Source organism: Pseudomonas sp. SWRI50, assembly GCF_014269095.1.
GTDB classification, from domain to species: Bacteria; Pseudomonadota; Gammaproteobacteria; order Pseudomonadales; family Pseudomonadaceae; genus Aquipseudomonas; species Aquipseudomonas kermanshahensis.
Window position 1 is genome coordinate 303,494 of the sequence record NZ_JABWRW010000001.1, and the last position, 13,858, is coordinate 317,351.

At 64.8% G+C, this 13,858-nt stretch carries 12 protein-coding genes; 10 read left to right on the plus strand and 2 right to left on the minus strand.

Annotated features, from left to right (window positions below; genetic code table 11):
* Positions 1-14 precede the first annotated feature (14 nt).
* From ppc to HU750_RS01470, 7 genes are all read left to right on the plus strand, one after another.
* Positions 15-2,642: a phosphoenolpyruvate carboxylase gene (gene ppc, locus HU750_RS01440; protein WP_186675898.1), complete on the plus strand. Its 2,628-nt coding sequence runs from the start codon at positions 15-17 to the stop codon at positions 2,640-2,642.
* A gap of 257 nt (positions 2,643-2,899) precedes the next feature.
* Positions 2,900-3,550, plus strand: a complete 651-nt coding sequence (gene adk, locus HU750_RS01445; RefSeq protein ID WP_027595762.1) for an adenylate kinase — start codon at positions 2,900-2,902, stop codon at positions 3,548-3,550.
* An 86-nt stretch (positions 3,551-3,636) separates the two neighbouring features.
* Complete coding sequence (gene tsaB, locus HU750_RS01450; protein WP_186675903.1) at positions 3,637-4,311, plus strand: tRNA (adenosine(37)-N6)-threonylcarbamoyltransferase complex dimerization subunit type 1 TsaB; 675 nt, start codon at positions 3,637-3,639, stop codon at positions 4,309-4,311.
* Between the two features lie 131 nt (positions 4,312-4,442).
* Positions 4,443-4,739, plus strand: a complete 297-nt coding sequence (locus HU750_RS01455; RefSeq protein ID WP_099453111.1) for a hypothetical protein — start codon at positions 4,443-4,445, stop codon at positions 4,737-4,739.
* Positions 4,740-4,742: 3 nt separating this feature from the next.
* Positions 4,743-5,612 (plus strand): DUF72 domain-containing protein, encoded by an 870-nt coding sequence (locus HU750_RS01460; protein WP_186675906.1) that lies wholly within the window; start codon positions 4,743-4,745, stop codon positions 5,610-5,612.
* Between the two features lie 28 nt (positions 5,613-5,640).
* The gene (locus tag HU750_RS01465) at positions 5,641-6,471 is read left to right on the plus strand and encodes an isocitrate lyase/PEP mutase family protein (protein WP_099453113.1); all 831 of its coding nucleotides are present in this window, start codon (positions 5,641-5,643) and stop codon (positions 6,469-6,471) included.
* 6 nt (positions 6,472-6,477) lie between these two features.
* Positions 6,478-7,167 (plus strand): extensin-like domain-containing protein, encoded by a 690-nt coding sequence (locus tag HU750_RS01470; protein ID WP_186675911.1) that lies wholly within the window; start codon positions 6,478-6,480, stop codon positions 7,165-7,167.
* A gap of 12 nt (positions 7,168-7,179) precedes the next feature.
* On the opposite strand, the gene HU750_RS01475 is transcribed toward HU750_RS01470, so the two are convergent.
* Entirely contained in the window at positions 7,180-7,800 is a 621-nt protein-coding gene (locus HU750_RS01475) for an energy transducer TonB (protein ID WP_186675914.1), read from the minus strand.
* A 104-nt stretch (positions 7,801-7,904) separates the two neighbouring features.
* On the opposite strand from HU750_RS01475, the gene HU750_RS01480 reads away from it, so the two are divergent.
* A complete protein-coding gene (locus HU750_RS01480; RefSeq protein ID WP_186675917.1) occupies positions 7,905-8,681 on the plus strand; it encodes a class I SAM-dependent methyltransferase in 777 nt (258 codons plus the stop codon).
* Positions 8,682-8,826: 145 nt separating this feature from the next.
* Here the strand turns inward: HU750_RS01480 and HU750_RS01485 are convergent, their stop codons facing one another.
* Positions 8,827-9,468: a TetR/AcrR family transcriptional regulator gene (locus tag HU750_RS01485; RefSeq protein ID WP_186675919.1), complete on the minus strand. Its 642-nt coding sequence runs from the start codon at positions 9,466-9,468 to the stop codon at positions 8,827-8,829.
* Between the two features lie 169 nt (positions 9,469-9,637).
* Between HU750_RS01485 and HU750_RS01490 the strand changes: the two genes are divergently transcribed.
* Together HU750_RS01490 and HU750_RS01495 are read left to right on the plus strand one after the other, a co-directional pair.
* Positions 9,638-10,738, plus strand: coding sequence for an efflux RND transporter periplasmic adaptor subunit (locus HU750_RS01490; RefSeq protein WP_186675922.1), 1,101 nt, complete (start codon positions 9,638-9,640; stop codon positions 10,736-10,738).
* Positions 10,739-10,744: 6 nt separating this feature from the next.
* Entirely contained in the window at positions 10,745-13,810 is a 3,066-nt protein-coding gene (locus HU750_RS01495; protein ID WP_186675925.1) for an efflux RND transporter permease subunit, read from the plus strand.
* The last annotated feature ends 48 nt before the right edge of the window (positions 13,811-13,858 follow it).

Here is a 13,858-nt window from a genome sequence, read left to right on the forward strand (position 1 = left end):
TACAGAGAGGGCCAATGACCGATATCGATGTGCGTTTGCGTGAAGATGTCCATGTGTTGGGGGAGTTGCTCGGCGACACCATTCGTCAGCAGCACGGCGAGGCGTTCCTGCAGAAGATCGAGGGCATCCGCCACAGCGCCAAGGCCGACCGCCGGGTGGCTGGCGAGCAACTGAGCTCGACCCTTGGGGACCTGGCTGACGACGACTTGCTGCCGGTGGCAAGGGCGTTCAACCAGTTTCTCAACCTGGCCAACATGGCCGAGCAGTACCAGTTGATCCGACGCCGCGACGCCGACCAGCCAGAGCCCTTCGAGGCACGCGTGCTGCCTGAGCTGCTGGCCCGCCTTAAGCAGGCCGGGCATGGCAACGACGCCCTGGCCCGGCAGTTGGCCAAGCTAGACATACAGCTGGTACTGACCGCGCACCCCACCGAAGTGGCGCGGCGCACCTTGATCCAGAAGTACGACGCCATCGCCGGCCAGTTGGCCGCCCAGGACCATCGCGACCTGACCCCCGCCGAACGTCAGCAGGTACGTGAGCGCCTGCGCCGGCTGATCGCCGAAGCCTGGCACACCGAAGAAATCCGCCGCACCCGGCCGACCCCCGTGGACGAGGCCAAGTGGGGCTTCGCGGTGATCGAGCATTCGCTGTGGCAGGCCATCCCCAACCACCTGCGCAAGGTCGACAAGGCGCTGCACGACGCCACGGGGCTGCGCCTGCCGCTGGAGGCCGCCCCCATCCGCTTCGCCTCGTGGATGGGCGGCGACCGCGACGGCAACCCCAATGTCACGGCGGCGGTAACCCGTGAAGTGCTGTTGCTGGCACGTTGGATGGCCGCTGATCTGTTCCTGCGTGATATCGATGCCTTGGCCGCCGAGCTGTCCATGCAACACGCCAGCAGCGCGCTGCGGGAGCACGTCGGCGACAGTGCCGAGCCCTACCGCGCTATCCTCAAGCAATTGCGCGACCGCCTGCGTGCGACCCGCGCCTGGGCGCATGCCGCCTTGGGCAGCAGCACGCCCGCCGGTGCCGACGTACTGGTCGACAACCGCGACCTGATCGCGCCGCTTGAGCTGTGCTACCAGTCGCTGCACGAATGCGGCATGGGCGTGATCGCCGAAGGGCCACTGCTCGACTGCCTGCGCCGTGCCGTGACCTTTGGCCTGTACCTGGGGCGCCTGGACGTGCGCCAGGATGCCGCCCGCCACCGTGACGCGCTGACCGAGATCACCGATTACCTGGGCTTGGGGCGCTATGCCGACTGGGATGAAGAGCAGCGTATCGCCTTCCTCCTGGCCGAACTGAAAAACCGCCGGCCATTATTGCCTGCGCATTTCCAGCCCCAGGCGGATACCGCCGAGGTGCTGGCCACCTGCCGGGAAATTGCCGCTGCCCCGGCCGCTTCGCTGGGCTCCTATGTCATTTCCATGGCCGGCGCCGCTTCAGATGTGCTGGCCGTGCAGTTGCTGCTCAAGGAAGCCGGGCTGACCCGCCCGATGCGTGTGGTGCCACTGTTCGAAACCCTGGCCGACCTGGACAACGCCGGCCCGGTGATGCAGCGCCTGCTGAGCCTGCCTGGCTATCGCGCCGGCCTGCGCGGGCCGCAGGAAGTGATGATCGGCTATTCCGATTCAGCCAAGGACGCCGGCACCACAGCGGCCGCCTGGGCGCAGTACCGGGCGCAGGAAAACCTGGTGCGCATCTGCCGCGAGCATCAAGTGGAACTGCTGTTGTTCCACGGCCGTGGCGGCACCGTTGGCCGTGGCGGCGGCCCGGCCCACGCAGCGATTCTGTCGCAGCCGCCGGGCTCGGTAGCTGGGCGATTCCGCACCACCGAGCAGGGCGAGATGATCCGCTTCAAGTTCGGTTTGCCCGGTATCGCCGAACAGAACCTCAACCTGTACCTGGCGGCGGTGCTCGAGGCGACCTTGTTGCCGCCACCCCCACCGCAGCCGGCCTGGCGTGAGGTCATGGACCAATTGGCCGCCGATGGCGTGCAGGCCTACCGCAGCGTGGTGCGCGACAACCCCGATTTCGTCGAGTACTTCCGCCAGTCGACGCCTGAGCAGGAGTTGGGCCGCCTGCCGTTGGGCAGCCGGCCGGCCAAGCGACGCGCGGGCGGCATCGAGAGCCTGCGGGCTATCCCGTGGATCTTCGGCTGGACCCAGACGCGCCTGATGTTGCCTGCCTGGCTGGGCTGGGAAACGGCCTTGAGCAATGCCTTGCAACGCGGCCAGGGCGAGTTGCTGGCGCAAATGCGTGAGCAATGGCCGTTCTTCCGTACCCGTATCGACATGCTGGAAATGGTGCTGGCCAAGGCCGATGCGCAAATCGCCGAGGCCTACGACGAACGTCTAGTGCAACCGGAGTTGCTTCCTTTAGGTGTGCACCTGCGCGACCTATTGTCGCAGTCCTGCCAGGTGGTGCTGGGCCTGACCGGGCAGCCGGTGCTACTGGCGCACAGCCCAGAGACCCTGGAATTCATCAGCTTGCGCAACACCTACCTGGACCCGCTGCACCGCCTTCAGGCCGAACTACTGGCGCGCTCGCGCGGCCGCGAAGCCGCTCTGGACAGCCCGTTGGAGCAGGCCTTGCTGGTCACGGTGGCGGGCATTGCAGCAGGCCTGCGCAATACCGGCTGAGGTTATCCGCGGGCCGCCAGGCAAGGGTGCACCTTTAGCCGCGATAAAGGGCGAGGAGGGCGGTTGCGCTTAGAGCAACCGCCTGCCGGGCAGTGCGCAAGTGGCGCATTCCTGCAACTTTGGGACGCTTGTCTGGCTGCCGGGCGCTGTGTATCTTGAGCAGCCTTCTGACCGATTTATGGTCATACCCGATTTTCCGGACTTGGCCCTGGTTGCCGAATCCATTGAATTTCATAAAAAAATTTGAGGAGCACGAGATGCGCGTAATTCTGCTGGGAGCTCCCGGGGCCGGTAAAGGTACTCAGGCAAAATTCATCACCGAGAAGTTCGGTATCCCCCAGATCTCCACCGGTGACATGCTGCGTGCCGCCGTCAAGGCCGGCACCCCGCTGGGCCTGGAACTGAAAAAAGTCATGGATGCCGGCCAGCTGGTTTCCGACGAGCTGATCATCGGCCTGGTCAAGGAGCGCATCGCCCAGCCGGATTGCGCCAACGGCTGCCTGTTCGACGGTTTCCCACGCACTATTCCACAGGCTGAAGCCATGGTCGCTGCCGGTGTCGACATCGATGCCGTGGTCGAAATCGCCGTTGACGATGAAGAAATCGTTGGCCGCATGGCGGGCCGTCGCGTGCACCTGGCTTCGGGCCGCACCTACCACATTCAGTACAACCCGCCGAAAGTGGAAGGCAAGGACGACGTGACGGGCGAAGACCTGATCCAGCGCGACGACGACAAGGAAGAAACCGTGCGTCATCGCCTGTCGGTCTACCACACCCAGACCAAGCCGCTGGTCGAGTTCTACCAGAAGCTGTCGGCCGCCAATGCCGGCAAGCCGAAGTACAGCCACATCGAAGGTGTCGGTTCGGTCGACGCCATCACTGCCAAGGTGCTGGCAGCCCTGAGCTGATCCAACGTCTTGCATGACAACGGCCCGCTTGCGGGCCGTTGTCGTTTATACTGACGCTCTTTTCCCTGCCCCTGGAAACCCGTTCGATGACCACCCTGCTGGCCCTGGATACCGCCACCGAAGCCTGTTCCGTTGCCCTGTTGCATGACGGCAAGGTAACCAGCCATTACGAGGTGATCCCACGTCAGCACGCGCAGAAGCTGCTGCCGATGATCAAACAACTGCTGGGTGACTCCGGTGTAGCGTTGAACGCGCTGGATGCCATCGCCTTCGGCCGTGGCCCGGGCGCCTTCACCGGCGTACGGATTGCCATCGGTGTGGTTCAGGGCCTGGCGTTCGCGCTCGAACGCCCGGTGCTGCCGGTGTCCAACCTGGCCGCGTTGGCGCAAGGCGCGATGCGTGAGCAGGGTGTGCAGCAGGTGGCTGCCGCCATCGATGCACGCATGGACGAGGTGTACTGGGGCTGCTACCAGGCAAGCGAAGGCGAAATGCGCCTGATCGGCCAGGAAGCGGTGCTGCCGCCCGAGCGCGTGGCGCTGCCCGACGCCAGCACGGGCGAGTGGTTCGGTGCCGGCACCGGCTGGGGGTATGCCGAGCGCCTGGCAGTGCAGGTCGCTGCCAGCAATGCCGCAGCGTTGCCCAATGCCCTCGACATCCTCAGCCTGGCGCGCTTCGCCTGGGCGCGCGGCGAGGCCATCGCTGCCGAGCAGGCGCAACCGGTGTACTTGCGCGATAATGTAGCCACACCCAAGAAACGCTGACGGCTACTCGTCGGTTATCGCCGATGACGATAAAACCTTTCGCGCGAACTGTGGTCTAGTTATCACTCGAGCATTAGCGACGGAACACTGATGCTGCTAAATTGCCATCATTGGTCCTGAGTGCTCACACCATGCGTATCGACGGTTTCTCCTCGCAGTCCTACCCGATCAAGCGCGCTCCGCGCAAAGCGTCGGTGCGCGACGAGGCAATCGACGATGCCGAAGTGATCGAGAATGACGCGCAAAGCGACGTCCCCCAAGAGGCCACCACTCGTCGTCGCAGCGGTGGCCTGCCAGCCCGCCAGCAAGACATGGTCTTCCCCCGCGCCCGTGATCGGCGCACAGCAACGGCGCTGGCCAGTTACCTGAGCACAGCCGGTTTTACCGATTGGGACATGGAAGTACTGGGGCTCGACCTGTACATTTGAGGGATGACTCCCTCTCTTCTGCCTTATTTTCTGGGTTGTCCGTCGTGGAGCGAAAGCGCCTGGCGCGATTACCTGTACCCCGCCGACGCCCGAGCCAACGAATACCTGGGCCTGTACAGCCAGGTGTTCAATGCGGTCGAGGGCAACACCACCTTCTATGCCAGCCCCGCGCCCGCGACCGTGGCCCGCTGGGCGCAGGTCATGCCGGCGCACTTTCGTTTCACGGCCAAGTTCCCCCGCGAGGTCAGCCATGCCGCGGACCTTCGCGAGCAACTGGACGCGGCGATCACCTTCACCCGGTTGATGGCGCCGCTGGGTGAGCGAGTATCGCCTTATTGGTTGCAACTGCCTGCCATGTTCGGGCCTGCGCGCTTGGCAGAGTTGAGCCACTTTCTGGATGAAGTGGCGGTGCCGGTGGCCGTCGAGGTGCGTAACGACGCCTTTTTTGCGCGGGGTGAGGAGGAGCGGCAGCTAAACCGGCTGCTGCTTGAACGTGGCGTCGAGCGCATCTGCCTCGACCCACGGGCCTTGTTCAGCTGCACATCGCGCGACCCCGCCGTATTGCATGCCCAAGCCAAGAAACCCAAAGTGCCACCGCGCCCCGCTGCCTTCAGCCAGCACCCGCAGGTGCGTTTTATTGGCCACCCGCAACTGGACGCCAACGAAACCTTCCTGACGCCTTGGGTGGACAAGATAGCCAGCTGGATCGAGGAAGGCCGCAGCCCCTACATCTTCTTGCACACCTCGGATAACCGCCTGGCTGCGGCATTGGCCCAGCGCTTTCACCAGCGCCTGATGCAGCGCCTGCCCGGCCTTGCATCATTGCCGGAATTGCCACGCCCCCCTGAGGTCGAACAACTGGGACTACTCTGACCACTCCTTAATGCCTGAGGTTGAGACCATGGATGTGCAAACCCTGCGAGCCGAAGCCTTCAAGGCTCTGCACGAGCGCGACAGCGCGTTCGTCATCCCCAACCCGTGGGATGCCGGCTCTGCCAAGCTGCTGGCCAGCCTTGGCTTCGAGGCACTGGCCACGACCAGCGCGGGCCTGGCCTTCAGCCTGGGCCGGCCAGACGCCGAAGGCGCGTTGAGCCTGGACGAAACCCTGGCTAATGCCGGCGTGATCGTCGATGCCACGGCGTTGCCGGTTGCCGCCGACCTTGAAAACGGCTTTGGCGACCTGCCTGAGGATTGTGCACAGACCATTCTGCGTGCCGCCGAGGCGGGCCTTGTGGGGGGCTCTATCGAGGACGCCAGCGGGCGCAAGGACGCCCCCATCTATGACCACGGCCTGGCGGTGGAGCGCGTGCGCGCGGCGGTTCAGGCAGCGCGCAGCCTGCCGTTTCCCTTCACCCTCTGCGCCCGCGCAGAAAACCTGCTGCACGGGCGAATGGACCTGGATGACACCATCCTGCGCCTGCAAGCCTTTGCCGAAGCGGGTGCGGATGTGCTCTATGCGCCTGGGTTGCGCACGGTCGAAGAAATTCGCGCAGTCGTACAGGCGGTGGCGCCCAAGCCGGTCAACGTGCTGATGGGGTTGGCAGGCGTGACGCTGAGCGTCAATCAACTTCAAGACCTGGGCGTGCGCCGAATCAGCGTGGGGTCGTCGCTGGCCCGCGCAGCGTTAGGGGCTTTCCACCGGGCGGCCCTGGAAATTCGCGATGAAGGCACGTTCGGCTACGGCGAACAGGCGTTGCCGTTCGCGCAGCTCAACGATCTGTTCCGTCGCTGATTGGCCATGCGTGCGTTGCTGGCGCTGCTGGTGGGCCTGTCCTTGATGGCAGCCCTGGCCTGGCACCTCGGCTGGCGCCTGCCCGATGCATGGAACCCCTGGGCGGCGCTGGACGTGCGCCAGCCACCCAACCTGCTCACTGCCTACAAACTGTCGCGCCTGCGCAATGACCCGGCGCTGTGCCGCGAAGCGCTGGCAACCAGTGGCCTGCGTTACCGGGCCCAGGCCGACAGCCCAGCCTCGGCCAACTGCCCGCTGAACAACGTGTGGCGCATCGAAGGCGGTCAGGCACGGCTCAGCAGCAGTTTTCTCGCCAGTTGCCCGCTGGCAGTGGCCTACGCGCTGTTCGAGCAGCATGGCCTGCAGCCCGCGGCGCAGCGGGTATTGGGGCAGCCGGTGACCCAGGTCGATCACCTGGGCAGTTTCGCCTGCCGCAATGTTTACCACCGCAAACAAGGCCGACTCAGCCAGCATGCCACCGCCAACGCTCTGGATATCAGTGGTTTCCGCTTGCAGGACGGCCAGCGCATCGTGCTGGCGCAGGATTGGCAGGCGGGCGGGCAGAAGGCTGAGTTTTTACGCGAGGTGCAGCAGGTGGCCTGCGAGCGCTTCAGTACCGTGCTGGGGCCCGACTACAATGCCGCGCACCACAACCACTTCCACGTTGACATGGGTCTTTGGCAGATCTGTCGCTGAGCTGCTGTAAATTTAGGCGTACGCGCGAACGTTGTTCAGCACCACCGGGCGCGCCCAATGGATGTCGAATTCCAGGTCGTTCTGCTGTTTGGCCAGGGTGGTTTCGTCGTAGGGCTCGGGTGCCGGGTCCAGCAGGTGGGTCTCGAACTCGGCGATAGGCAGGAACAGTGGGCGTGGGGAGGGGCCTGGGCCCGGCTCGGCAAGCGGCTGGCCCTGGCTCATGACCACCGGGCGCAACCAGCTGTTGCTCAGGTCCAGCTCGCGCTGTTGTTCGATCAGCTCGATGGCACTGAACGGCTCAGGCGCAGGTTCCATCAGGTTTGCCTCAAGCTCTGCCTTGGGCAGGAACAGTGGCTCAGGTGGCGCGATTTCGGTGTCGTGCACGGCGCAGGCGCGCTGGGCATCGATCAGCGCCAGTGCCCTGGCCCCACCAATCGGCTCGCCGCTGTGCTGATCGTACTGCACGAACGACTCGCTGATACTGTCCGCGGGTACTTCCTGTTGCTCGGCCATGGCGCGGGCAAAGAAATCCTGCCACAGGTGGCTGACGCCCCCGAGTGTCTGGGTATTCTGCTGACCGTAGTGGCCGACAGGCGACAGGTAGGTCAAACCGATGGGAAGAGTATCTGTCATGGCAGTCGCGCGCGTTGTGCTCTGGCAGAATAGCGGGATATTGCCTGTATCGGCCGTGGTTGCCGATTCATTAAGGGCTGGGTTTGATTTTTTAGGTGTGGACGATGGAAGAGCAAGGCACGGGGATCAGGGTCGAAGCGATGTCGGCTGAGTATGCGCAACAGGCTGCGGCGTGGGCCGAGCGCCTGGGCCTGCCGCTGCAGGACGATGCCGCCGGCTTCGCTGTGCAGGTGGGCGCTGAAGGCTTGCAAATCCAGCAATTGGGCCCACAGGCACCTGGGCCCGTGCGGGTGGACTTCGTCGAAGGCCAGGCTGCGCACCGGCGCCAGTTTGGCGGTGGCAATGGGCAGATGATCGCCAAGGCGGTCGGCATTGCTCAAGGTGTTCGGCCGCAAGTGCTCGACGCGACCGCAGGGCTGGGCAAGGATGCCTTCGTGCTGGCCAGCCTGGGTTGCCAGATGACCCTGATCGAGCGCCAGCCGCTGATTGCCGCGTTGTTGGAAGACGGCCTGGCGCGGGCCCGTGTGGATGAAGAAGTGGGGCCGATTGTCGGGCGCATGCGCTTGCTGACCGGCAATGCCATCGAGCGCATGCGCGCCTGGGAGGGCGAGCCGCCGCAGGTGATCTACCTCGACCCGATGTTCCCGCACCGGGACAAAAGCGCATTGGTGAAGAAGGAAATGCGCGTGTTCCGGCCGTTGGTGGGGGATGACATGGATGCCCCGGCCTTGCTCGAAGCCGCCCTGGCGTTGGCCAGCCATCGGGTGGTGGTGAAGCGCCCGCGCAAGGCACCGATCATCGACGGGCCGAAGCCGAGCCATTGCCTGGAGGGCAAGTCGAGCCGGTATGACATCTACCCGAAGAAAGCCCTGAAGGCCTGATTACGAAGACGCCTGTAGGAGCAGCCTCGCGCTGCGAAGAGGCCGGTGAAAGCAGTGAAGATTCAAGGTGAATTCACCGGCCTCTTCGCAGCACAAGGCTGCTCCTACCGTACCGGGTTCGTGCCGGTTGGTTGAATGGATCACGCTAAGGCCGGAACGCCCGCATGAACACCCCCACCACCTCACGCACATGCGCCTCGGCCTCGTCGCCTTCCAGTGGCCCGGCGCACCCCAGCAGCAACCGGTAGTCCGGTGCGCCCTTGACCATGCAGAAGAAGTGCTCTGCCGCGCGCAACGGGTTGTCGATGCGCAGCAACCCGCGCTCATGCGCTCCGCGCAGCAGCGCTTCCATACCCGCCAACACGCGTTTGGGCCCGGCTTCGTAGAAGTACTCGCCAAAACCCGGGTCCGAGCTGCCCTGGGCCATGATCAGGCGGCTGAGCTTGACCGCTTCGTCGCTGCTGATCAGCGCCTGGAAGTTACGGGCAATGGTCAGCAGCACCTCTTCTACCGGTGCCCCCTCGGGGTATTCGAACAGCAGGTCCGGCAGCTGGATCTGGCAGGTTGCCATGACCGCCGAGCAGAACAGCGTCTGCTTGTCGGTGAAGTGGCTGTACACGGTGAGTTTTGAAACACCTGCCGCTGCAGCGACCGCATCCATGCTGGTGTTGGCATAGCCAAGGCTGAGGAACAGTGTCTTGGCCGCTTCGAGGATCGCCTCGCGCTTGGCCAGGTCCTTGGGGCGACCGGGCCCGATGGGTGCGTCGTTGGGCATTGGAGTCTGCATCTGGTTGAAGAGTCGCCCATCTTAACGGGTCGCACGCCATCCGGCCTCAAGGAATGGCCAAACGTTGATGTTGATTTTCTTTCCGGCGCTGGCTTCCCGGCTTCGGTTCGCTGATTTAATATACCCGTCAGTATAAATATTCGATGTGCTCTTCGCGAAAGGATTCATCATGTTGCGCCATGCCTTGTCCATCGCTTTGCCCGCTGCCGTCGCCCTGTTGCTGACGGCGTGTGGCCAGGAAACCGCACCGCCCGCTGCGCCGCGCCCGGCACTGGTGATCCAGCCGCAGCCGGCTGAAGCGGCAGCCGACAGCTACCCCGGCGAAGTGCGTGCGCGCTTCGAGCCGGAACTGGCCTTCCGCATCGCTGGCAAGGTCAGCAAGCGCCTGGTCGAAGAAGGGCAGCGGGTCAAGGCCGAGCAGCCGCTGGCCGAGCTGGACCCCCAGGATGTGCGCCTGCAACTGGAGGCCAATCGTGCCCAACTGGCGGCCGCCGAAGCCAACCTGGCGCTGGTGCGCGCCGAGCGTGATCGCTACCAGAAGCTGCTAGACCGGCAGATGGTCAGCCATTCGCAATACGACAATGCCGAAAACCTCTACCGCGCCGGCATGGCCCGCCTTAAACAAGCCAAGGCCGAGTTCGACGTTGCCGGCAACCAGGCCGATTACGCGGTGCTGCGTGCACCGCAGGCTGGGGTGATCGCCAAGCGCCAGGTCGAGGTCGGCCAGGTGGTCGCCGCCGGGCAGACCGTGTTCACCCTGGCTGCAGATGGCGAGCGTGAGGTGGCCATCGGCCTGCCGGAGCAGCAATTCGCCCGCTTCGCGGTGGGGCAGGCGGTCAGTGTGGAACTGTGGTCGCACCCTGGTGAGCGTTTCGAAGGGCGCATCCGTGAGCTTTCGCCGGCAGCCGACCCACGTTCGCGCACCTTTGCCGCGCGCATCGCCTTCACTTCCGCCAAGGCACCGGCCGAGCTGGGCCAGAGCGCGCGCGTGTTCATTGCCCATGAGGGCCTCATCCCACTGGCGGTGCCGCTGTCTGCGGTGACCGCAGAAAACGGCCAGGCCTATGTCTGGCGGGTCAACCCGGACCACCGCCTGGCGCGTACGGTGGTGCGCCTCGGGCCATACGGCACCGACAGCGTCCCGGTACTCGAAGGCTTGAAGCCGGGCGACTGGGTGGTCGCCGCGGGTGGCCATGTGCTGCGCGAGGGGCAGGAGGTGCGCCCCGTGGACCGCACCAACCGTGTAGTGAACCTGACGGCCAAGGAGTAAGTCCCGATGGGTTTCAACCTTTCCGCCTGGGCGCTGCGCAATCGCCAGATCGTACTGTTCCTGATGATCCTGCTGGCTGCCATTGGCGCCATGTCCTACACCAAGCTGGGCCAGAGCGAGGACCCGCCGTTCACCTTCAAGGCCATGGTCGTGCGCACCCTGTGGCCCGGCGCCACCGCCGAAGAAGTGTCGCGCCAGGTTACCGAGCGCATCGAAAAGAAACTGATGGAGACCGGCGAGTACGAGAGGATCGTCTCGTTCTCCCGCCCGGGCGAGTCGCAGGTGACCTTCATGGCCCGCGATTCGCTGCACTCCAAGGACATCCCCGAGCTGTGGTACCAGATCCGCAAGAAGGTCGCGGACATCCGGCACACCCTGCCACCGGAAGTGCAGGGCCCGTTTTTCAATGACGAGTTCGGCACCACATTCGGCAACATCTATGCGCTGACCGGCGCGGGATTTGACTACGCGGTGCTCAAGGATTACGCCGACCGTATCCAGGTCCAGCTGCAGCGGGTCAAGGACGTCGGCAAGGTCGAGCTGGTCGGGCTACAGGACGAGAAAATCTGGATCGAGCTGTCCAACCTCAAGCTGGCAACCCTTGGGGTGCCGCTGGAGGCTGTCCAACAGGCCCTGCAGGCGCAGAACGCGGTGAGCACCGCCGGCTTCTTCGAAACCCCCAGCGAGCGCCTGCAATTGCGGGTGAGCGGGCGCTTCGACAGCGTCGAGCAGATCCGCCAGTTCCCGATTCGCGTGGGCGATCGCACCTTCCGCATCGGCGACGTTGCCGAGGTGCACCGCGGCTTTAACGACCCGCCCGCACCGCGCATGCGCTTCATGGGTGAGGACGCCATCGGCCTGGCCGTCTCGATGAAGGACGGTGGCGACATCCTGGTACTGGGCAAGGCCCTGGAGGCCGAGTTCGAACGCCTGGCGAGCAACCTGCCGGCGGGCATGGAGCTGCGCAAGGTCTCGGACCAGCCGGCGGCGGTCAAGGCGGGCGTCGGTGAGTTCGTCCAAGTACTGGCCGAGGCGTTAGTCATCGTGCTGTTGGTGAGCTTCTTCTCCCTGGGCCTGCGCACCGGGCTGGTGGTGGCGTTGGCCATCCCGTTGGTACTGGCCATGACCTTTGCCGCCATGCATTACTTTGGCATCGGCTTGCACAAGATCTCGCTCGGCGCCCTGGTGCTGGCGCTGGGCCTGCTGGTGGATGATGCGATCATTGCCGTGGAAATGATGGCGATCAAGATGGAGCAGGGCTACGACCGGCTCAAGGCGGCGAGCTATGCCTGGAGCAGCACGGCCTTCCCGATGCTCACCGGCACCCTGATCACCGCGGCGGGCTTCCTGCCTATCGCCACGGCGGCCTCCAGTACCGGCGAATACACCCGCTCGATCTTCCAGGTGGTGACCATTGCGCTGTTGACCTCCTGGGTCGCTGCGGTGGTGTTCGTGCCGTACCTGGGCGAGCGGCTGCTGCCAGACCTGGCCAAGCTGCATGCGGCGCGGCACGGCAGTGATGGGCACGCACCCGACCCGTATGCCACGCCGTTCTACCAGCGCGTGCGGCGGGTGGTGGAGTGGTGCGTGCGGCGGCGTAAGACGGTCATCCTGCTGACCCTCGCGGCGTTTGTCGGCAGCATTCTGTTGTTCCGTTTTGTGCCGCAGCAGTTCTTCCCGGCCTCCGGGCGCCCGGAGCTGATGGTCGACCTGAAACTGGCCGAAGGCGCGTCGCTGGCCAACACCGCCGAGCGGGTCAAGCAACTGGAAGCACTGCTCAAGCAGCAGGACGGCATCGACAATTACGTGGCCTATGTGGGCACCGGTTCGCCGCGCTTCTATCTGCCACTGGACCAGCAACTGCCGGCCGCCAGCTTTGCCCAGTTCGTGGTGCTGGCCAAGTCGATGGATGACCGTGAGCGCCTGCGCAGCTGGCTGATCACTACCATGGACCAGCAGTTCCCCGAGCTGCGCGGCCGCGTCACACGCCTGGAGAACGGCCCACCCGTGGGCTATCCGGTGCAGTTCCGGGTGACCGGCGAGCACATCGAGAAGGCCCGTGCGCTGGCCCGCGAGGTGGCCGACAAGGTGCGTGAGAACCCGCATGTGGTGAACGTGCACCTGGACTGGGAAGAGCCGAGCAAAGCGGTGTTCCTGGAGATCGACCAGGACCGCGCGCGCGCCCTCGGCGTCAGCACCGCGCAGTTGTCCAGCTTCTTGCAGAGCTCGCTGACCGGGACCACGGTCAGCCAGTACCGCGAAGACAACGAATTGATCGAAATCCTGCTGCGCGGCACGCACAAGGAACGCAGCGAGCTGACCAACCTCGGCAGCCTGGCGTTGCCCACCGATAACGGCCAGAGCGTGGCGCTGTCGCAGGTGGCGACCCTGGAGTATGGCTTCGAGGAGGGCATCATCTGGCACCGTAACCGATTGCCAACGGTGACCGTGCGCGCCGACATCTATGACAAGGAACAGCCGGCAACGCTGGTGCGGCAGATCGAGCCGACGCTGCAGGCGATCAAGGCCAAGCTGCCGGATGGCTACCTGCTCGAGGTAGGTGGCACGGTGGAGGACTCGGAGCGGGGGCAGAAATCAGTGAATGCCGGCATGCCGCTGTTCATCGTGGTGGTGTTGAGTTTGCTGATGATCCAGCTGCGCAGCTTCTCGCGCACGGTGATGGTGTTCCTGACCGCGCCCTTGGGGCTGATTGGGGTGACGCTGTTCCTGCTGGTGTTCCGCCAGCCGTTCGGCTTCGTCGCCATGCTCGGCACCATTGCCCTGGCCGGGATGATCATGCGCAACTCGGTGATTCTGGTGGACCAGATCGAACAGGACATCGCGGCGGGCATGGCGCGTTGGCAGGCGATCATCGAGGCCACGGTACGGCGCTTCCGCCCGATCGTGCTGACCGCGCTGGCGGCGGTATTGGCGATGATCCCGTTGTCGCGCAGTGTGTTCTATGGGCCGATGGCGGTGGCGATCATGGGCGGGTTGATTGTTGCGACCGCGTTGACCCTGCTGTTCTTGCCGGCGCTCTATGCGGCATGGTTCAGGGTCCGGAAAGACTGAAGGCTGCAGGGGAGGGCGATGCCCTCCATTCGCGGGGCAAGCCCGCTC

Excerpts from the sequence above, each read along its gene's own strand:
- HU750_RS01475 (WP_186675914.1), bottom strand. The coding sequence starts at position 7,800 with ATGACAGATACTCTTCCCATCGGTTTGACCTACCTGTCGCCTGTCGGC.
- adk (WP_027595762.1), top strand. The coding sequence starts at position 2,900 with ATGCGCGTAATTCTGCTGGGAGCTCCCGGGGCCGGTAAAGGTACTCAG.
- HU750_RS01490 (WP_186675922.1), top strand. The coding sequence starts at position 9,638 with ATGTTGCGCCATGCCTTGTCCATCGCTTTGCCCGCTGCCGTCGCCCTG.
- HU750_RS01460 (WP_186675906.1), top strand. The coding sequence starts at position 4,743 with ATGACTCCCTCTCTTCTGCCTTATTTTCTGGGTTGTCCGTCGTGGAGC.
- ppc (WP_186675898.1), top strand. The coding sequence starts at position 15 with ATGACCGATATCGATGTGCGTTTGCGTGAAGATGTCCATGTGTTGGGG.
- HU750_RS01470 (WP_186675911.1), top strand. The coding sequence starts at position 6,478 with ATGCGTGCGTTGCTGGCGCTGCTGGTGGGCCTGTCCTTGATGGCAGCC.
- tsaB (WP_186675903.1), top strand. The coding sequence starts at position 3,637 with ATGACCACCCTGCTGGCCCTGGATACCGCCACCGAAGCCTGTTCCGTT.
- HU750_RS01465 (WP_099453113.1), top strand. The coding sequence starts at position 5,641 with ATGGATGTGCAAACCCTGCGAGCCGAAGCCTTCAAGGCTCTGCACGAG.
- HU750_RS01485 (WP_186675919.1), bottom strand. The coding sequence starts at position 9,468 with ATGCAGACTCCAATGCCCAACGACGCACCCATCGGGCCCGGTCGCCCC.
- HU750_RS01480 (WP_186675917.1), top strand. The coding sequence starts at position 7,905 with ATGGAAGAGCAAGGCACGGGGATCAGGGTCGAAGCGATGTCGGCTGAG.
- HU750_RS01495 (WP_186675925.1), top strand. The coding sequence starts at position 10,745 with ATGGGTTTCAACCTTTCCGCCTGGGCGCTGCGCAATCGCCAGATCGTA.
- HU750_RS01455 (WP_099453111.1), top strand. The coding sequence starts at position 4,443 with ATGCGTATCGACGGTTTCTCCTCGCAGTCCTACCCGATCAAGCGCGCT.